Raw genomic sequence first — 19,426 nt, 5'->3', positions numbered from 1 at the left:
AGCAGAACCCGAATCCGAATCCGCCGACGAGAGCGAGACTGAACTCGATCAGTTCGACGATCTTCCCGAGATCGAAGAGCTCGACCTCAGCGACTTTGAAACCTCCGAAGAGGAGCTTGACCTCGGTGACCTGGAGAGCGATATCGACGGCTTGACCGACTTCGACCTTCCGGAACACGAAGAACCGATTGAACACGAAAAGCCGGTCGAACCCGAAGTTGAGCTTGAGCCGGAGATCGAACTGGAATCTCTTGAACCCGAAGCCGCACCGGAAGATTTTCTCGACGAGATAGAAGAGCCGTTCGAAGATGTAGAGGTCCCCGCAGAGGCAGAGGCAGAGGCTCCCGAACTGGAAGCCCTCGACCTTGAAGCGGAAATCGAACCTTTGCAGGAAGAAGCGATCGAAGAAGAAGAGCTGCCCGAAGAGATAAGCCTGGAAGAGGTTGAGACTGAAGTCCCTGAAACTGAAGAACTTCTTATCGACCAGGATGATATTCTTCCTATGGAAGAGCAGGAAGAAGGCGAAGAACCGATTGCTGCAGAGCCGTCGGAATCCGTACCCATCGATATCGAGTTGCCGGAGATGCAGGAGTCTGTCGAGGTCGACGAGATGTCCCCTCAACTAAAAGAAGAGATAAAATCGGTACTTAGTTACATGGATCACCTTCTTGAGAGTCTTCCGGAAGAAAAGATTGAGGAGTTTGCAAACTCCGAACACTTTGAGGTATATAAACGGCTCTTCAATGAACTTGGCTTAAACGCATGACCGATAGAGATTCGCAATTGGGCGGCGGGCTTTTATCCGCTGCCGAATTGAAAAAACGAGAAGTTTTCTTTAAAGAGGCAGATTCTTCGTTTACCGATTCGGTACTGGCCGTTCCGAAAACCATTGACGCTCCGGCTCCTTTATTTAATCGTTTCATAGAAAGTTTCCGGGTTGAGAAGGGAGCGCTTCTCCTTCTTGACCAGGACACGACCTCTTTGGTACATGTCGCATCTTGTGGCTACGATGTGACAACAATTCGCCGACTTCGTTTTCCTCTTCACGACTACGACCTTGAGAGGCCTCAGGTATACAGGACATCACAAGTTACTCAATTCCGACCTTACTTTTCTATACGGGAATTTTCGATGTTGGACCGGATATTGCTAATTCCCGGACGCGTAAAAGCCGCGCTCTTTGCTTTAATCCTTATAACAGAGGGCGACGATTACCTCTTTACGGTTCCGCCCTCCTTTCCCTCGCATTTTCTCAAAGGGATAGAAGATTCAAGCTTCTTTTTTTCCGACGGTGAAGAACATATTCACAGTCACGAAGAGGCAAACGGCATTGTCACCGCATTAACGGAAAAGCACGGATCCGTTTCCGTAGCCTTAATAGAGTGCTCACAGCTCCTGCAATTTTTAAAACAACGTAATGAAAACGCCGATCCATTTGCGTTGCTTCACCGTGGAGTGGCTTTTACCAGAGGCCAACTTACAGAATCTTTTCCAGACAGCCAGGTAATAGAGCTTGCTGAAGCACATATACTGGTTCTTATGCCATCGATCTCGCAGCAAAGGTTGGGAACTGTCATTCACCAGGCAACGATAGCCCTTCGTTCTCGTTTCGGTCCGTTACATGAAGTTCCTCAGCTGCCTTTTTCAACGGCTCAGCTGCCGGACGACGGCCTTTCAGTGAGGGAACTTTTTCCTGAGATCGATCAAAAATAGAAATGAATCAGAGTGCCCTTCGGCTTTTTCGTTCCAAAAATGGTGCGTTAACGGCTCAAATCGAGAACTATTTGATCCACTCAAAATATGATCCCCTCCGCGAAGCTTACCAGTTTGCCGAACGGCTCTCTCCATGTTCCCTTTTTTCCTGGATAATCATTATTGGCGATCTTTTTGCTTACCTCGCTACTGCGATACATGAGAAATTTCCGCAAGCGCATATCATTTCTCTTTCACCGGAACGAGGATTAGTTCAGTCAAACGTTTCTCCCGATGAGATGGTGCAAAAAGGAATGTATCGGTGGGAAGATAAGAATCTTGCCACGCTACAGTTGTTTCTTGACGACTGTATTCCTGATCATGCCGTTCAAGATTTGCGCGTTCTCCACTGGAGTCCGGTACTCCGGGCCTATCCCGGGTGGAGTAAGGAAGTCATCCGAGTCATAACAGAGCGAGCGGACCTTCTTTCGGCAAATTATACTACCAGTCGTGTTTTTGCTCGCCGATGGCTAAAAAACGGCCTTGCCCACTTAGCCTTCGACTATGTGCAAGGGCCCTTACACATGATAACCTCGATACAGGGTCCGACGATTGTAGCTGCATCGGGGCCGGGTTTGTCGGAATTTATTCCGTTGCTCGCCCGGTATAGGGATTTCTACTTTCTTTGTGCTCTTCCTTCAAGTCTGAAAGCACTTCATGAAGCAGGCCTTTCTCCAGATCTTATTATGCATGCCGATGCTGGGTACTGGGCCACACTTCATCTTCACAACCTATCCCACGTGCAGAAAGAAAAACAAAAACCGATTCTTTTCTCTTCATTGACATCGGCCCCTTTTCATCAGAAGCAGGAGGAAAACGATAGATATGTGCATGGGCTGTTTATCGAAGAAGATTCTCCTTTTGCCGCCGAAAGTCCATCGCTCATTCACCTACCCGCCCGCGGAACCGTTGCTGCAAATGCCTTTGATCTTCTGAATCAGATTGCTGCAGGACCCATCTTCTTTGTCGGCTTGGATCTTGCCGCATCTGATCTTCGTTTTCATGTCAAGCCGCACACCTTCGATCCACTTATCGCCTCGGGAATCTATCGCTATGAACCGGAACTGCACAGGCGATTCATCCGTTCGCTTGAACAGGGATTTTCAGGATCCGGCCTGAAAAAAAGTTCAAACGCTCTTTCGCTCTATGCCCGTTTTTTTTCCAATCGAACGGATGGCAAAGACATCAGTCGTATTAGATCATCCTGCTCGATTCCCCTTCCGGGAGATAAAGAGATTACGTTTTTGGAACAGCTCCTCGCGAATGAAGTATCCGGTCAGCACAGTATTGTGTATAAAACCAGGACCATCGATTTCGAGATTATCCGAACAATAGTTTTGAATAACTTTCAAAATAGACTCAATACGATGAAACAGCTTCGGGATCAAGAACTCCGTACACTCCTTTCCTTAGCACCGAGCAAGCGAAGTATTGAAGAACACCGACTTATCAACCTTTTTACCATGATCGACTGTGATCTGCATGATGTCTCAAAAGAACGCATCAGAAAAGCAATAGTGCCTATCGAGGAGATGATCGAACATGTCAAAAAGCACCTTCCTTGAACGAAATATGTTTGCTTTCAGCTCCGTTGATCCCAAACTTTCCATCGCACTGGGGAAGGCGAACTCTACACCGAAGCTCACCTTCATACGATCAAAGAGGGGTAGTAAGGTTCCCCTTTTGTTTCACGAAGGGGCACAGCTTCCCCTTCATTCCAAAGTTGACCCCATTCGTGAGGGTGAACGCTTTTACGAATATCAGTCGGCAGGCGGTTTTCTGCTTTTTCTCGGATTTGCAGGGGGATATCATATTGCCCCGTACCTCCGCAGGAACGATATTTCGGGAATTCTTATCATAGAAGAAAGCCTTTCATTTCTAAAATCGATTGCTTCTGAATTTGATTTGAAAGAACTCATTCTCGACCCCCGGGTACAATGGCTGGTGGAGCCCGACAAGGCCGAAGTGGAACAAACGCTTCTGGAATCCTATCTTCCGGCCGTCTCCGGAGACCTTCGTGTGCTCCCTCTCCGTAGCAGAACAAAAACAGCAAAATCCTTCTTCGATACGGTTGCTTCTGTAGTCGCAGGAACAATAGAATCACTTTCTGAAGATTACTCGGTCCAGTCCTACTTCGGTAAGCGATGGTTTACCAACTCGGTACGGAATCTTGATGCAGCCGGTCATGCAATCACGACAATCCCGCCGATACGGAAGGCACACATAACGGGGGCCGGGCCCAGCCTTGAAAAGGCTATTCCCCTGTTAAAGCAGCGAGGTCGCGATGATACATTAATCGCCACAGACACCTCGTTACCAGCGCTCCTTCAGGAGGATATCCATCCCGATCTTGTCATTTCCATCGATTGCCAGCACATCACCTATCACCATTTTCTTAAAGGCTTTCCAAGAGAAATTCCTCTTGTCCTTGATCTCGCCTCACCCATTTTTCTCTCAAGGCTTTCGGATCGCCCCTTCTTTTTTACAAGCGGTCATCCCTTTAGCCAGTATCTCAACGCCCATTGGCGTCGTTTCCCCGTTATCGATACATCGGGGGGAAATGTAAGCCATGCAGCAGTCTCTCTGGCAAACAGTCTCGGTGCCGAAGAGATTCATATCTACGGAGCCGATTTTTCCTACCCGGAGGGAAAAAGCTACGCCAGGGGCACCTACCTCTATCCCTTCTTCCACTCGCAATCGGAAAGGATCCTTCCTGCCGAACATCAATTTATCGAATTCATTTTTCGCAACGAAACGTTGACAAAAGAATATGTGGGTAAAAAAATCAGATATACCACCAGACCTATGGTGAGTTATCGTAACCGACTGGCCTTACTCTCCGGTAAAATAGGAAGTAAACTGATTCATCATGCAGGAGAGGGCCTGCCGATCGATATTCCATCGTCCGTCAGGCATCGCCGGGAAAACAACATCGTTGGAACCTTTTTTTCAGCAGGAAAAAGCAATGGTTCATGGAATGATTTTCTTCGTGAGTATCGTGCCCGTGTCGCGACCCTTCCGAAGGCCGATGTATCGTTTACCGCACATATGGCGCATCTTTCACTTACACAGAGGGAGCTGAGCTTCACTCTGTTCCCTGCATGTGCCGCTATTCGAAAAGAAGAACCACAAAGCAGAACAACCCTTCCCGGTGCAAAAATCCTCAACAAAGCAAAAGCATGGACACTCGAGGTTATAGACTCCTACCTTCCATAGGCAACGGAACCATATCCGACGAAGGAGGGGGCACGGTAGAGCGTATATGAATTAGAATAGGCAAGCCTCTCACCTTTCATCGCTCCGATCATACGAGCAAATCGAATCACGGCCGCAGCAGCACCTGAGGAGCAGGCAGAACGATCCTCTTCCCCCCGCCTAAGGACCTCTCGCTCTTCCATCCTGACCATTTTTTCTATCATTTCGGCATCATTGGCTTCTACCCACCGATAGGCCTCTTCTCCTGTTCCGGCAGGCATAAAATGATAGTCAGGGCCGTAATGTGTCAAATCGGTAGAGCCGATCATAACGGTTGCCCCTCCCTCAGCCATCGCAAGCCGAGCCGCACACTCCCCTAAAACGAGGGATTCATCACCAGACCCTACTCGCAACCAAATCAGCTTAGCCTTAGGAAAATGATACTTTATCAACGGTAAGTGAATCTCAACACTGTTATCGATGCTTGTATCCTCACGAACAGATACCTTTCCCGAAAGTTCCTCAAGCAGAAGATCACGAAAGCCGATATCTGCCGGGATAAGGCCGAGAGGTGTATCAAACGCATCTTCAAAGGCCATCAAGATCCCAGATCCAGCGAAAAGATGCCCGCCGACAACAATAACAGACTCGGCATCCTCATTCAATAAACGTATCCCTTTCCAGGCAAGGGCTCCGGAAAATGTCCACCCGGCATGAGGTATAATAGACGCAAAGACCTTATCAAGGTGTGACTCGGCATCAGTGGCTTCCCAATCCGTGATCTGCTTGATCACCTCACGTTCCAGATTAGGATACCATCCTGTCGGTAAGCCTCGTTTACGTACTTTTTTCCCCTTCATATGTACAATAATAAAAGAATAACTTACATTCGCAAAGGTTTTTGTTTATAATAAGGCCCATGAAAAAGAGCACGGCGCGTACAACAATCGGAATTGCTGTCTTTGTCCTCATCTTTCTTCTTGCATGGTTTGTGATCTCTCTGACACTGACCATCCATAAGAGCAAGAGTGGTTCCGCCCGGCATTTTGCAACCCTAAGCGGGAGAGCCTTCTCAATGCTTGCTACGGATACCATTTCAGGAAAGGAAATCTCCACCAATCTTCGTCCGCTTGCAGAGGGAAATAGATCCCTCCAGTTGCTCTATGTAACGAAGGACGATGGGGCCGTTGAGTATCTTTATGCCAGAACTGCTGCCTTTCTTTCAAGTATTCCGCACAGTTCAACGCTTAATCGCAGTGATATTTCTTTCAGACCCGGCACGTTTCCGTCCGTTACCTACCAGGAACGTTCGCCGATTCGGGAAGAGAAGCTTACCGCTACGGCTTATTATGCGCTCATTGATCCGAATCAGTTGTTTTTGATTTTCCGATCCCTCTTTATCGCCACTTTTGTCTTTGCCGTGTTATTGGTCATCCTCCTTGGAACCCAGAAATCATCGGAAGCGGTTGATGCGGTCGGGCGGGAAAATGGCTCGAAACCCCAGATACTACCGAAAAAAAGGCATACCGAAGAAACAGAAACAAAGGAAGCAGTGCCTGTGCCTGAAGCCAATGAAACGGGCGTATCTCTCTATTCCCCACGGAGCGGACTCTGCTGGGAGGATTTTCTAACCGACCGTTTAACAAATGAACTTAAACGTTCGGCAAGTTTCGAGCAAGAGTTGAGTCTGGCCATTGTTGATTGCGGTCCAGTGGAGACCGAAGCATATCGTCACCTCGCCGATGAATTTTCAAGGATCTTTCCGATGCGTGACATGACCTTTGAATTTGATGTTACAAGTTTCGCCCTTATCCTTCCAAATACCCCGTTGCTCGGGGCCATCGACCAATTGAAAGATTTTCTTGATAAGATAGAAAATGAAAAGGGAGTTTCTCTTTTTGCCGGTCTCAGTAGTCGTAGCGGACGGTTGATAGAAGGAGAATTGCTTATCAAAGAAGCGTCCATCGCCTTAAAGCGTGCCAAGAATGATATGGAAAGTAACATTATCGGTTTCCGTCCGGATCCTGGCAAGTTCAGAGAATACCTGGCCAAAAAAGGCGGTGTTCCGGCTGTTCTGAATCCCGGTGATTCTTAGGCCCACGCCGTAAGCTAACTAATCATCATAGGGTATTTCTATTTGCTGTTGATCTTCTGTAAGAAACGTTTCCGGGAAAACCGTCTTCGCCTCTTTTAGTAATGTACGCAAATCGCGCATTGTATAGCGCGGGCTGTAATGAATGAGTCCCATTCTTTTAATACCGCCTGCATCCTTGGCAATCGTCGCAGCCTGCTTTGCCGTAAGATGTTTTTTCTCAGCGGCGCTCTCCTCAAGGTCACTGAGAAACATCCCCTCACAGATAAGAAGGTCGGAATCGGAAACCTGAGAGGCGATCTCGGGGATGTACTTGGTATCCGTAACATAAGCAAACTTCCGGCCGGAACGCTTATCCCCCATTACCTGTTCAGGGAAAACGGAAGTGCCGTCGCTCGCCTGGACAACCTCACCCCGCTGCAAATGCGACCACAGAGGGCCCCTGGGGACCCCCAGCTCAGCCGCCCGCTCAGGATGGAAAATCCCCGGTCTGGTATCCTCTTCCAGGACATAACCGACACAGGGCTTGGAATGGAGAAGAGGAAATGCCCGAACCGCATACCCCTCCCCGCGGTATACTTCACAGGGAGCGTCAATCTCCTTTATGATGACTTCGTAATTAATATACATATCGAGAACGCTCCTCGCCGTTTCAACATACTCCCTAATTTTAGGCGGGCCGATGATGGTAAGAGGTTCTTCTCTATCGACTTGGCTCGAAAGCATCATGATTCCGGGTAATCCGGTCACATGATCGGCATGTGTATGACTTATGAAAATTGCCGAAATCTTCTTCCAACGGAGATTAAGTTTTCGTAAAGAGACCTGGGTACCTTCACCGCAGTCAAAAAGAAAAAGGTCGCCATCCCGCCTCAATAATGCTGAAGTGAGATGTCGACCGGGAAGCGGCATCATGCCTCCCGTTCCGAGTACAAAGCATTCAAGATTCATCGCTTATATTTCCTGCTCCTGGAATAGGTAATCAATTCATCAATCGTCATCTTCAGCATCTGCTTGTCTTCATCAAGACAGCGAAAGAAAAGCCTGCCACAATCGCTGGCATCCGAGAGGGCCCTATGCGCATCCTCCTGGGAAAGATTGAGAAACGTTATCAGGTTTCCTAGCGCATAACTGGGGAGCCCGGGATACACCCTTCGGGAGAGCGTTAGGGTATCGACGAAAAGGGTATCCCCCAAAGAGAGTCCAAGTCGATCAACAGATGATTCCAAAAAACCATAATCAAAGGGAAGATTATGAGCAACAGCAACCTTACCCTCAATGAATCTAAGAAAGGAAACAAGAGCTCCCTTTTCATCCGGGGCATCGAGAAGATCATCATCTGTGATACCGTGAACAGCCGTGGATGCAGGAGGTACAGGTATTCCTGGACGTACTAAAGAACTAAAGGTCTCTTTTGTTTTACCTTGCCGCCAAGAAACAGCACCTATTTCAAGAATTCGATCGCGAAACGAATCAAGGCCTGTTGTCTCAAAATCGAAGGAAACAAACTCAACATTCTGCGGAAGCAACTCCCCCAACCGCGGGGCCGCGAAATCAAAAAAAGATTGTTGTTGATCCATAAGCTATTGAGTGATCCCTGCATGATCTTTTACTACCTGGGGCTGCCGGGCCGTAAAATGGATTTCCCCTTTTCTGATACCGACTATCATATGGGTTCCGGAGACGCAACGGCCTTTCAGCATTTCCATAGAAAGCGGATCTTCAAGTTCCTTTTGCAAAACACGACGTAGCGGACGCGCACCATATTTGACATCATAGCCCTTATCGATGAAATAGTCTTTTGCACTCTGCTTTACCTCAAGAATGATATTCATTTCCAGCAGGCGAAGTGAGATTTCGGAAAGAAGAATATCGAGAATTCTTCGAATCTCCGGCCGCTTCAAGCTCGTGAAAACAACAATCTCGTCGACACGATTGATAAATTCGGGACGGAAACTACGCTGTAATTCATTCATAGCGGAGGCCTTGATTTCCGCATGACTCATGACACCCTCGGAGGCTTGAAATCCGAGAGCCCCACTTTTACTGATTTCACGGGCACCAGCATTACTGGTCATGATAAGCACGCTATTGCGAAAGCTGACCTTGTGCCCGAGATTATCATGAAGTTCGCCTTCCTCAAGTACCTGCAGCAAAAGATTAAATACATCCGGATGTGCTTTCTCAATCTCGTCGAGCAGGATGACACTGTAAGGGCGTCGGCGAATCTTCTCGGTAAGGACGCCTCCCTCTTCATAACCGACATAGCCGGGAGGTGCTCCGACGAGTCTGCTCACATTATGCTTTTCCATGTAATCGGACATATCCACCCGCACGAGGGCCTCTTCATCACCAAAGAGAAACTGTGCAAGAGTCTTAGCCAATAGGGTTTTTCCGACACCGGTTGGGCCGAGGAAGATAAAGGAACCGAGAGGGCGCTTCGGACTACTGAGGCCGGTCCTCGACCTGCGAATACTACTCGCGATAGCAAAGATGGCCTCATCCTGTCCGATAACGGTCTTGTGCAGTTCTTCCTCAATTTTCAGCAGCTTCTCCGATTCACTCTGTACTATCCGTGCAAGAGGGATACCGGTTATTCGTGAAACAATAGCCTGGATATCTTCAGGACCGACATTACTTCTTTCGCTGCGCATATTGCTTTTCCACTGACTCTGAAGTTCTTCAACCTTTCCTTTCAGACGGCGTACATCATCCCGGACCGCAGCAGCCTTTTCATAATCCTGGTTATTGACCAATGCAATCTTTTCTCCGGTGAGACGTTCAATGTCTTCCTCAAGCTGAATGAGTTCCTTCGGCCGCACCGTATTATGAATTCGCTTAAAAGATCCTGCCTCGTCAATAAGATCGATTGCCTTATCGGGAAGAAATCGGTCGCTGATATAGCGATGTGAGAGATGAGCAGCAGCTTCCAGGGCCTCGTCACTATACGAAACATTGTGATGTTCCTCATATCGTTCCCGAATTCCCTCCAAGATTCCAATTGTTTCTTCAACGGAAGGCTCTTCAACAAATATGGTCTGGAAACGACGCTCCAGGGCCGCATCCTTTTCAATATGCTTTCGATACTCGTTGAGGGTCGTTGCTCCAATGCACTGAAGTTCTCCGCGGCTAAGGGCAGGCTTCAACATGTTGGAAGCATCAATGGCACCTTCGGCACCACCGGCCCCGATGATCGTATGAAGCTCATCAATGAAAAGAATAACATTCCCTGCGCTCTGGATCTCCTTCATAACCCTCTTAAGTCGTTCCTCGAACTCACCGCGATACTTGGTGCCGGCGATAAGAGCAGCAAGATCAAGCGTTAACACCCTCTTTCCCGAAAGAACTTCGGGAGCGGAGCTGTCCTCAATCATTTGGGCAAGCCCTTCGACGATGGCGGTTTTTCCAACCCCGGGTTCACCGATAAGGACAGGATTATTCTTAGTACGGCGAGCAAGAATCTGAATGACACGCTGTATTTCAAAATCCCTACCGATCACGGGATCGAGTTTCCCATCATGAGCAAACTTCGTCATATCGCGGGAAAACTCATCCAATGTCGGTGTCGCTTTTTTCGATTGGGCCGATCCCCCCCGTTTTCTGAATCCCAAGTTCGGGGTTTCCGCCTGTTCGGAACCAGATGATCCGATAACGGTGTTGCCGGCAGGACGCTCTGTCCGCCCGCTTCCCCGCAGTTCGGCGATGGTTTGGCGAATTGCTTCCACACCGATATTCCGCTTTGCAAGAAAACGCTGGACGACACTTCCAGCCTCTTTAGATGCCGAAAGCAAAAGATGCTCGGTTCCGATATATTCATGTCCGAGAGCGCGGGCCTCCTCGGCCGAATCTTCAAGGAGCTTTTTCCCTCGATGACTGGGGGGTACATCTCCGAGAATAAAACCTGCATGTTTGCGGGGAATACTCTTCTCAAGCTCTATCTGAAGCTCTTCTGGATCGACTTTAATCACCTGCAAGGCACGATATCCCAGTCCTTCCCCGTCCTTCAACAGAGCCAGAATAATATGCTCAGGGAGCAGCTGGTCGGAATGAAATCGTTTTGCTTCTTCCTGAGCGTAGATAGTCAATATGCGCTGTGCTCTCTGGGTCAAGCCCTTAAACATCAAAACCTCCAATCAAGCGATCAATTCCTAGTCTACTCCGGATATAGTCGATCCGCTCGACTCCCGGATTACCGTTATTCCGGAAACGAACGGTTGCATCGCCCGCAAGCCAAAGCAACTCCACAAGCCTTTCCGGCGGAAGTTTGACAAGTCCGAAGGAGACGCCGAGCAATAGAGAAAGAACAAGGCGGTGTCCCTCAGCAGCGTCAATTCGCTCAGCCGAAGCGGCAATCCCGTAAGCACGGAATACGCGATCTTTGACCAGAGATAATCGCTCCTGGTCAATCATCCTCCGTGTTTTCTTCTCATAATGTACTAGCAATTCTAGCATATGTGCAAATTTATTTATACTCTCATCTTCACTCATTCCGAAAGAATATTCGGTACCTATTTCAAATAGTTCTTCTTCCTCTTCATTCTCTCCATTCGCGTTCCCACGAATCCAGTATCCTTCTTCCATTAAACTTCGAAAGATCGCTTCTCGGTTCCCGTTCCAGCCTAAAGCAGGCAGGAAGAGCCAGGCACTATGAAAGAGGGCGTTACCGCTTGCCGAAATATCGGAAAGAAGGTACCCCATGTCAAGAGCGAAAGCAAAATCGAGTTTCTTCTCGAGTATTTCCTCCCATTCAGACGCCAATACATAGCTTTGCTTCAGCTCCATACCGGGACACCGTCCCGAGATTGCAATGTGGTCACGATCCAACAGGAGACACCACCGCCATCCTCCGGCATCCATACAGAAGAGTCTCCGGTCTCCGGCCTGAGGATCACTCAGAAGTCCCGCATCCCGAAACATTTTCCTGCGCAAAGGCGGCATACCGTCTACTCCCTCAAAGGGGGGAAGATCCACGGCTGCAGCGAGAATGGAATCCGCCACCGTTTTTCGACCCTCTTCATCAAGGGCATCGGGAAAGGCATACGAAGAAAGGTTCCGCCGCAGCTCCGATGTCACCTGAAGAACAATATCGGAAGCCTCTCCGGTACCCCAGCGAGGGAAGGAAAAGTTTTGTCCGTCCATTACAATCCGTTCTCGATTCTCGATATCGCATCTCGAAGACGTGCCGCCCGTTCGTACTCTTCGCCTGCCACAGCCTCTTCAAGCTGAGACTGTAGCAGGGCCTTATCGATCAGACAGGCCTTAAAGGTTTTTAGGCGCTTTGGAATCTTCCCGCGATAAGCCGCCGGGGTCATCTCACGTTCCTGCATAGCCTGGATGAGGGAATGGAACTGAGAATAGCAGTCGGGACATCCGACTTTTCCATTTTCTTTGATCTCATCGGCGGTCGTGCCGCAGGACGGACAGCATTCGGGGAAATTCTCATGTCCCCCCTTATCCTCGGCAAAAAGCGTCCCCAATGCATCACCGAGGAGATTCCCCAAATCTAAAGCGGCATTATTGCCGTCGGTGGTGGCAACGATTCCACTTTTGCCTGCACAGGAGGCACAGAGATGGATCTCTTTCAGCTCCCCGTTGCTAATTTGCTGAACATGAATGATGGCCTCATTCTTTCCACACATATCACATTTCATAGTTTCTTATTGTACCTAATGCTTCCTGAAAATGTCGAGGGGCTTAAGCCTAGCTGCTTTTCGAGCAGGCAACCAGGAGCCAATTGTAGCAAAGGATAGGGCAAAAATAGCCGCATACAGGACCTCACCGATATGAATATCAATCGGAATAGTTTCCAAATAGTAATCAGGATTGAATAAAACTAACGAAGCCGCTTTCTCTCCATTCAATAGGGCAAGGGGATGAAGAAGCAGCTCACGAAAAAAACCCAACCCGGTTTCGATCCCCGAGATAATGGTATTTATATTAATGCTGATCAGAAGCCCTCCAGCAATACCGATGATCGTACCGACGATCCCGATACCCATGCCAAGTCCAAGGAACATCTGCTCAATCGAGCGAGAAGAGACCCCGGTACTCTTTAGCATTGCGATTTCCGGTTCATGTTCCATCATCATCATGACGACTGCCGCGGTAATACTTACCGATGCAACCATAACGATCAATATCATGATAAATACAAGTAAAGTCCTTGTCGTTTTGAAGCTTTCAAACATGGGACGCTGGAGTTCATACCAGCTGTACACCCTCCAATTTTCCGGCAGTTTTTGGGAAATACGTTGTTTTACATCCTGATACTCCCCGAAAGGGTCATGAATTTTTACCCCTATGGTAGAACTCCAGGAATCGGGAAAGAGGGAGAGGGCCCGTTTATACGGGATATAGATGGAAAGGGCATCCAATTCATAGTAGCCCGTGGAAAAAATCCCACGAACCACAAAATGACTCGGCTTCATAACGGTTTTCAACCCACCAATCTTGTAGGCGGTAAGAAGGGTAACCTCATCACCGACAACGACGTTCAGGGTCCTGGCGGCCTCCTTACTTATCAAGAGGTCGTTTTTGTCGTTAAGCCGATACGCTCCTTCGCTCCAGCTGAGAAATGATGCCGCCCGCCGATCCTTTTCAAGCCAGTCCGGGGGAAGTCCCCGTACAGATACGCCACTCCTGCCGTCGGGAGAATAGACAATGCCCACCCCTTCGACCATGGGAAGAGCAAGGAGGACGTCATCTACCCGAGAGATGTCCTCAGCGGCCTTTTCAAAGGAGGGCTCGCCATCCTGGAGACGCTTAACCTGGAGATGGAAACTTCCGATTTCGAGAAAACGTCGGGAAATTCCCTCTATCATTCCGGATGAGACCTGCTGGACCACAATGAGAGGAATAAGAGAGAAGGCAACGCCGATAATCGCCCCCACAACATGGCGACGTCTGTTTTTACTGCCATGAGGCCCATTCAATAACCGCCAGGCAACAAAAACGGTAGAAGGAAGGTTCAAGCCCGTCCCTCCTCTATGATTAAGGCGCTTCCGCCGAGGGCAAGCCTAACTTCTCCCATGGCCGCCAGTTCGGGATTATGGGTGACAAGCAAAAGTGTCGTACCCTGTTCCCGTACGATTCGAGCCAATAGTTCGGTTACAATGATAGAGTTTTTTTCGTCCAGATTACCGGTCGGCTCATCGGCGAGGATAAGCGAAGGATGATTAATCAGGGCCCGGGCGACCGCGACACGCTGCTGTTCCCCGCCTGAAAGCTGGCTTGGATAATGTTCACGTCTATTACCAAGACCGACAAGCTCTATCAGCTCTTCTGCCCATTTTCTCGCTTTCAGTCGTGGTGTACCCGACATATAGGCGGGAAGCATCACATTCTCGACGGCGGTAAACTCTTTCAGCAAATAATGAAATTGAAATACAAAACCAATAACTTGATTACGATAATTGGTCAGATCCTGCTCACTCATCTCGCTGATCCGCTCGCCTCCCACCTCGACACTCCCTTCGGAAGGCAGGTCCAAGCCGCCTATGATGTGTAAAAGGGTGCTCTTTCCACTTCCGCTCTCGCCTGTAAGGGTAACAAAACTTTTTTCTCCCAGATCGAAGGAAACATCCTGGAAAACAGTAAGTAGCTCTCTTCCGCTTTTATAGACCTTTTTCAGTCCGGTTACGTTCACCAATGCGTTCATCTTTGCTCTCCCCGCTTGTTATTCATAGCGCATAATCTCCGCAGGGTCAAAATCGGCAACCCGGCCGGAAGAGACCCAAGCCGAAAGGAGGCTTGCCGCAAGAGCAAAGAGAAAGACAATAAGGACCTCATGGTACATCACCCGACTCGGAACCTCCTGGAGATAAAAATAGGTAGAAGAAAACAATGAAAAGGTCTCCCCGCGAACCTGGAAAAACGGCATCAGGAGCCTCTCTGAGAAGACGATAACGGCGTTGACTATTTTTTCGGTGAGAGAAAAAATGCCATTGATATTTTCGGCAATAAGAAGGCCCAAAGCGGTCCCTATTCCTCCTCCGATGCTCCCTATAAACGCTCCGTCAAGGAGGAAAATCAACCGGATATCGCGGGGATGAGCCCCCACCGAACGAAGTAAACCGATCTCTTCTTTTTTCTCCCAGACGGTCCGCTCGAGAGAATGCTTCATATTTGCACCAACAACAATAAAAACGATTCCGATGACCAACATCATAGCCAATTTTTCCATTCGAAGGGCCCCGAAAAAAGAGCGGTTGTATTGCCGCCAGGAAACCACCTCCGTACCGGGAAAAAGTTTCCCCGTTTCATTCAGCTTCTCAATAAACTGTCTATCCCTCCAGCGGTTTTTGAGCTTAACCCCTATATTGATCTTCTCTTTTCCCGAAGCGATTGCAGAAATAGAATCATGTGCAACAAAGGCAAGGGCTGAATCATATTCATAATAACCACTGGAAAAAATAAGCGAAACGGTATACTCAACCTTAGTGGGTTCTAGCCCACGAAAGGAATCGCCTGCCATGGAAAGAAAAGAGACGCTATCTCCCGTGGTGATACCGAGATTTTGCGCAAGTACAGATCCTATCCATACACTATCCGGTTTGATAAGGTCCCGCTCGCCATCGCTTGCAAAGGCATCATCCAGATCCATTTGACGTGCCCATCCCGGATCGATTGCAGGGGTATCCGTTGGCAGTGCTCGGATATTACACCCCAACATGCCGGAAAAAGGCCCTTCGATCATCGTTTGGACATCAAGGAAAGGAACCGCAGCCTCGACCTCCGGCATACCGCGAAGAAGGGCGAGAAGATCCGTTTGATCCTCATCCTGCTGTTGATAGATCCTGATATGATACGAGCCGATTTCCAGTATATCTTCGATAAAACCGAGCTGGAACCCGTTCATAACGGCTAATACGGAGAGAAGCGTCATAACCCCGACTGCAAGCCCCAGAATCGAAAAGAAGGAGGGGCGGATTTTTCGCTCTTTTCTCCTGCTTCGAAGAAAGCGAAAAGCAACAAACAGTATCCACATCTTTCCTGGAAGTCGTTTCTTTTTATCGCGTGCCATACCCTTTCCTAACATAGTCCTGCAGTAGGGTTCGAAAATCCTCGGTATAACGATGCAGCTCGGAAAAATCGACATGTTCGGTAAAAAGCTCTTCATCGCCCCGAAATCGCGTAACCATAAAAGCCCCCCCCTCTTTTTTTATGATCTGAACCAATGAGCCGGAGCGAAGGGTTTCTACTGCAGCGAAAGTTCCCTCCGCAGCGAAATGGTAGCGGCTCTCTTCTCGTACCAGTGCCGAGCGAAGACGAATAGTTTCGTCGGAATGGGAGGGATAAAGATACTCGAAATGCTCATACCCGTCGATCCCCCTTCGTCTTATATCCCTTAGCCGTGATTGTTCATCGTAAAGACGAATTTCCTCGTTACCCTTTTTATCTATCAACCGTACTCGTTGCCATCCATCGCTTAATGCTTCCCGACGTTCCTCTCGAAGTATTCCCTTTGAATCCCAGCCCAAAGAACGCTCGAAAGAGGCCCCAGAGGGCACAAAAAAGGCAGTGGCATCTTTTCCCTGCTCCTCGTAACTGATTCCATCGGGAAGCAAAAGCAAATAATAACCCTTTCCATCGACGGCGCAAAGCGCCCCTTCCGGTCCGTAATAATAGTCACGACCATTCAGCTGGGACGGAAGGGGTACAGAATGGGGATCATCCACCTCATAACCGTAGCGGACCTCATTTCCCTTCCTCCATTCGTACAAGAGACCTTCGTCGCCTATTTCCGCCTTATACATAGTCTGGGCCCCTCTTTTTTCTTCGATCAGAAGCGTGTCATCGGAGAGATCGCTCTTACTGATCGTTCGCTCGGCGATCAGTAATTTCCCCTGATAAAGCCTTTCGATACTGCCTCCGTCATCTTCTTTTACCTCCAGCCAATACTCGCCTTCACCGGCCTGTCGAATAAGAGGAGAAAGAGGAATACCTACTGCATTACTGAGAAAACGGCCGCTCTTCACAAAAGAAGGGGGCCCAAAGGCGAAAACCCGAACCGAAGAAACTAATAATGCAAGAAGGAAAAGCCGACGATACACCACGATACCTTGGTCAACCGATCCCCAACAGGGAGTTGAGATAGCTCTCCGGATCAAAAAGAGCGAGGTCACCATAACCTTCTCCGGTACCGACAAAGGCAACGGGGATGGAAAGGGTACGCTGAATCGGAATAATGATTCCTCCCTTTGCCGCCGAATCGTATTTTGCCATGACAAGGGCGTCGACCCCAACGGCCTCATGAAAGAGTTCGGCCTGACGGAGGGCGTTCTGGCCGGTAGTGGTATCTATAACAAGCAGCTTACAGTAATTTTCCGTTCCGATCTTCGCACCGACGATTTTATGGATTTTCTGAAGCTCCCTGATAAGATTTGCCTTGTTGTGCATCCGTCCGGCGGTATCCGCTAAAACGAGTTCTTCGCCACGACTTACGGCACTCTCGAGGGCGTCATAGATTACGGCCCCCGGATCGGCCCCAGGTTGCTGATGAACGACCCGAACCCCCAGCCTTTCTCCATGGACAAGAAGCTGATCGATGGCTGCAGCTCGGAATGTATCCCCTGCCGCCAGTACACAGCTTTTGCCCTGAGCGTCATGAAAATAGCGGGCCATTTTGGCTATTGTCGTGGTTTTCCCGACGCCGTTGACACCAAGGACAAGTATCAAAGACCGTTGCTTATCCCGGAAATCAAACTTCGCAGCCTTGGTATAGGGTAAAAGCTGCCTCTTCAGATAGTCGAGAATTTCGGATTCGCTCATGCCGCGAGCCTCTTTTGAGTCACGGAGGGAATCGACAAGATCCATGGCCGTTCGGGCCCCTAAATCGCTTTCGATAAGCGTATCTTCCAGCTCATCATAAAAGGCCTCATCGAGGGTAGCTTTCCTCGACAAAAGTCCACGTATCTTCTTTCCAAGACTTATTCCAGCCAACTATTTCCTCCCAACGTTGTATACCGATTCATGCATTTCAATATAATCAGCCAAGCTAAAAATGGCATTTGTTCCGAGAATAACATTAAGGAAAAGACCTCCCATGTAAGCAGTGTACCATAATCCATTTTTATCAGCCAGGCGATCGATTTCGCTTTGATCGGCACTTCCGCTTTCCGCTGCCTGATTGGCAGCTATCCCGTAATCGCTTCCTATGCCGTAACTGATCATCGTGACGGGAATCGAAAGGAGAAAGAGGCCAAAGGCATTGTAGAAACGCCGCCGACTCGCATCTACAAGTAGCTGACGATCATAACCTGCAGGTTCCAGAGAAAAATGATAGGATCCTGCATTCTGTTCCACGGGAAACTGCACATCACGATACCCCTGTGCAACGATTCCGACAAGAAAGGGAGCCGTCGGACTCTGTGTGGCAAGGGGAGATATGCCGACATATTTTCCGTCGAGGTAGATGGACGCCCCTTCCGGTTCGGTACGTAATGTAAATAGATCGGACTGCTGTGGTTTGAGCTCAACAGAAATATGACGCCGCTGATTCGGGGCGAGAAAAACCGTTTGCTCCGTCGTCTCATATCCATATGCGGAAACAGTAAGCTTGTAGACTCCGGGAAGGAGATTTGAAGTGGCCGATGGAGAAAGTCGCTCGCCATCCAGGAAAAGATTCAACGGGGTATGTTTTCGCCCCCCTTCGCCATCTCCTTTCCCGGTGAGGTCCAATGCTGACCAGCTCCGTCCGACGAGAGAGGCTCTGATACGATCGGTCAGTATTTCGGCCACAGCCTCTACCGACGAGCCACCCGAGACAAGAGAATGATATACCTTCTCTTTCCCGAGAAACGGGGCCCAGAATTCCATGGAATATAGATATTTCTCACCAACGGCATTGACCTCCAAGACAAGAGCCGCATCGGCATCTTCATTATTGATCCAGGATGTCGAAATGCGTTGAAAAGGAAGCGTTTTAACAACGATGGGCTTTGCGAGGGGAATATCATAGGAGATACGGTTACCAAGGGCATCCTGTAATTTTTTCCGTTCATCAATACGCTTTTTTTCCAGCTTGCGCTCACCCTGAAGCTGATATTCGGCTATATCACGTTCCTGTTTCGCTATTTTTTCACGACGTGAACGTCTCTCTTGCTCAGAAAGAAAGGCCAAATAACGATCCCACTCATCAAATAAAAAATTATGCTGGCCAATGGCTTCGATCTCTCTCGTAACAGAATCGGTAAAGGCGGTTTGCAGGGCCTCGACCCGGTAATCGGTATTGGAAGAAGAAGGCGTAAGAAGAAGTAGCGTCCAATTCGACCGCGGATCGCTTAAAACCTCAGTCTCTTCATTCATACCAGCGGCGAAAAGCAAAGAGACGTCACCAGTCTTCACAAAGAGCAGAAAAAGGAGGAACGGCAAGAAACACAAACCGCG

At 48.8% G+C, this 19,426-nt stretch carries 16 protein-coding genes and 1 pseudogene; 5 read left to right on the top strand and 12 right to left on the bottom strand.

Annotated features, from left to right (window positions below):
* The 4 genes and pseudogenes from F459_RS24140 to F459_RS0111275 all read left to right on the top strand — a co-directional run.
* A pseudogene (locus tag F459_RS24140) lies at positions 1-766 on the top strand (hypothetical protein); the annotation flags it as partial.
* Positions 763-1,713, top strand: coding sequence for a hypothetical protein (locus F459_RS0111285; RefSeq protein WP_020612828.1), 951 nt, complete (start codon positions 763-765; stop codon positions 1,711-1,713). The pseudogene F459_RS24140 and the gene F459_RS0111285, both read left to right, overlap by 4 nt.
* Before the next feature lie 2 nt (positions 1,714-1,715).
* A complete protein-coding gene (locus tag F459_RS0111280) occupies positions 1,716-3,317 on the top strand; it encodes a 6-hydroxymethylpterin diphosphokinase MptE-like protein (protein WP_020612827.1) in 1,602 nt (533 codons plus the stop codon).
* Positions 3,295-4,968, top strand: coding sequence for a motility associated factor glycosyltransferase family protein (locus tag F459_RS0111275; protein WP_020612826.1), 1,674 nt, complete (start codon positions 3,295-3,297; stop codon positions 4,966-4,968). Before F459_RS0111280 ends, F459_RS0111275 begins: the two co-directional genes overlap by 23 nt.
* On the opposite strand, the gene amrB is transcribed toward F459_RS0111275, so the two are convergent.
* On the bottom strand, positions 4,956-5,807 hold the full coding sequence (gene amrB / locus F459_RS0111270) for an AmmeMemoRadiSam system protein B (protein WP_026294995.1): 852 nt from the start codon (positions 5,805-5,807) through the stop codon (positions 4,956-4,958). The genes F459_RS0111275 and amrB overlap by 13 nt on opposite strands.
* 59 nt (positions 5,808-5,866) lie before the next feature.
* On the opposite strand from amrB, the gene F459_RS0111265 reads away from it, so the two are divergent.
* Entirely contained in the window at positions 5,867-7,042 is a 1,176-nt protein-coding gene (locus tag F459_RS0111265) for a GGDEF domain-containing protein (RefSeq protein WP_020612824.1), read from the top strand.
* 18 nt (positions 7,043-7,060) lie between these two features.
* On the opposite strand, the gene F459_RS0111260 is transcribed toward F459_RS0111265, so the two are convergent.
* The 11 genes from F459_RS0111260 to F459_RS0111210 are packed head-to-tail and all read right to left on the bottom strand — an operon-like array spanning position 7,061 to position 19,384.
* Positions 7,061-7,990 (bottom strand): ribonuclease Z, encoded by a 930-nt coding sequence (locus F459_RS0111260; protein ID WP_020612823.1) that lies wholly within the window; start codon positions 7,988-7,990, stop codon positions 7,061-7,063.
* Positions 7,987-8,619, bottom strand: a complete 633-nt coding sequence (locus tag F459_RS0111255) for a 3'-5' exonuclease (protein WP_020612822.1) — start codon at positions 8,617-8,619, stop codon at positions 7,987-7,989. The genes F459_RS0111260 and F459_RS0111255 overlap by 4 nt, the downstream gene beginning before the upstream one ends.
* A gap of 3 nt (positions 8,620-8,622) precedes the next feature.
* Entirely contained in the window at positions 8,623-11,160 is a 2,538-nt protein-coding gene (locus tag F459_RS0111250; RefSeq protein WP_020612821.1) for an ATP-dependent Clp protease ATP-binding subunit, read from the bottom strand.
* Positions 11,153-12,178 (bottom strand): hypothetical protein, encoded by a 1,026-nt coding sequence (locus F459_RS0111245; RefSeq protein WP_020612820.1) that lies wholly within the window; start codon positions 12,176-12,178, stop codon positions 11,153-11,155. Before F459_RS0111245 ends, F459_RS0111250 begins: the two co-directional genes overlap by 8 nt.
* A complete protein-coding gene (locus tag F459_RS0111240; protein ID WP_020612819.1) occupies positions 12,178-12,690 on the bottom strand; it encodes a UvrB/UvrC motif-containing protein in 513 nt (170 codons plus the stop codon). Before F459_RS0111240 ends, F459_RS0111245 begins: the two co-directional genes overlap by 1 nt.
* Positions 12,691-12,705: 15 nt before the next feature.
* A complete protein-coding gene (locus F459_RS0111235) occupies positions 12,706-14,010 on the bottom strand; it encodes an ABC transporter permease (protein ID WP_020612818.1) in 1,305 nt (434 codons plus the stop codon).
* Entirely contained in the window at positions 14,007-14,696 is a 690-nt protein-coding gene (locus F459_RS0111230) for an ABC transporter ATP-binding protein (RefSeq protein WP_020612817.1), read from the bottom strand. The genes F459_RS0111235 and F459_RS0111230 overlap by 4 nt, the downstream gene beginning before the upstream one ends.
* A gap of 18 nt (positions 14,697-14,714) precedes the next feature.
* Positions 14,715-16,061, bottom strand: coding sequence for an ABC transporter permease (locus F459_RS0111225; protein ID WP_020612816.1), 1,347 nt, complete (start codon positions 16,059-16,061; stop codon positions 14,715-14,717).
* Entirely contained in the window at positions 16,048-17,166 is a 1,119-nt protein-coding gene (locus F459_RS0111220) for a hypothetical protein (RefSeq protein WP_245540156.1), read from the bottom strand. Before F459_RS0111220 ends, F459_RS0111225 begins: the two co-directional genes overlap by 14 nt.
* Positions 17,105-17,980 (bottom strand): signal recognition particle-docking protein FtsY, encoded by an 876-nt coding sequence (gene ftsY / locus F459_RS0111215; protein ID WP_020612814.1) that lies wholly within the window; start codon positions 17,978-17,980, stop codon positions 17,105-17,107. The genes F459_RS0111220 and ftsY overlap by 62 nt, the downstream gene beginning before the upstream one ends.
* Entirely contained in the window at positions 17,981-19,384 is a 1,404-nt protein-coding gene (locus F459_RS0111210) for a PEGA domain-containing protein (protein WP_245540155.1), read from the bottom strand.
* Positions 19,385-19,426: the final 42 nt, after the last annotated feature.

It is taken from the genome of Sediminispirochaeta bajacaliforniensis DSM 16054, assembly GCF_000378205.1.
GTDB lineage: Bacteria > Spirochaetota > Spirochaetia > DSM-16054 > Sediminispirochaetaceae > Sediminispirochaeta > Sediminispirochaeta bajacaliforniensis.
Note: the sequence above shows the minus strand (reverse complement) of the source record. Positions and strands in the feature narration are given on the sequence as shown.

Excerpts from the sequence above, each read along its gene's own strand:
- F459_RS0111285 (WP_020612828.1), top strand. The coding sequence starts at position 763 with ATGACCGATAGAGATTCGCAATTGGGCGGCGGGCTTTTATCCGCTGCC.
- amrB (WP_026294995.1), bottom strand. The coding sequence starts at position 5,807 with ATGAAGGGGAAAAAAGTACGTAAACGAGGCTTACCGACAGGATGGTAT.
- F459_RS0111265 (WP_020612824.1), top strand. The coding sequence starts at position 5,867 with ATGAAAAAGAGCACGGCGCGTACAACAATCGGAATTGCTGTCTTTGTC.
- F459_RS0111280 (WP_020612827.1), top strand. The coding sequence starts at position 1,716 with ATGAATCAGAGTGCCCTTCGGCTTTTTCGTTCCAAAAATGGTGCGTTA.
- F459_RS0111250 (WP_020612821.1), bottom strand. The coding sequence starts at position 11,160 with ATGTTTAAGGGCTTGACCCAGAGAGCACAGCGCATATTGACTATCTAC.
- F459_RS0111260 (WP_020612823.1), bottom strand. The coding sequence starts at position 7,990 with ATGAATCTTGAATGCTTTGTACTCGGAACGGGAGGCATGATGCCGCTT.
- F459_RS0111240 (WP_020612819.1), bottom strand. The coding sequence starts at position 12,690 with ATGAAATGTGATATGTGTGGAAAGAATGAGGCCATCATTCATGTTCAG.
- F459_RS0111225 (WP_020612816.1), bottom strand. The coding sequence starts at position 16,061 with ATGGCACGCGATAAAAAGAAACGACTTCCAGGAAAGATGTGGATACTG.
- F459_RS0111220 (WP_245540156.1), bottom strand. The coding sequence starts at position 17,166 with ATGGTGACCTCGCTCTTTTTGATCCGGAGAGCTATCTCAACTCCCTGT.
- F459_RS0111230 (WP_020612817.1), bottom strand. The coding sequence starts at position 14,696 with ATGAACGCATTGGTGAACGTAACCGGACTGAAAAAGGTCTATAAAAGC.
- F459_RS0111255 (WP_020612822.1), bottom strand. The coding sequence starts at position 8,619 with ATGGATCAACAACAATCTTTTTTTGATTTCGCGGCCCCGCGGTTGGGG.
- F459_RS0111275 (WP_020612826.1), top strand. The coding sequence starts at position 3,295 with ATGTCAAAAAGCACCTTCCTTGAACGAAATATGTTTGCTTTCAGCTCC.
- F459_RS0111245 (WP_020612820.1), bottom strand. The coding sequence starts at position 12,178 with ATGGACGGACAAAACTTTTCCTTCCCTCGCTGGGGTACCGGAGAGGCT.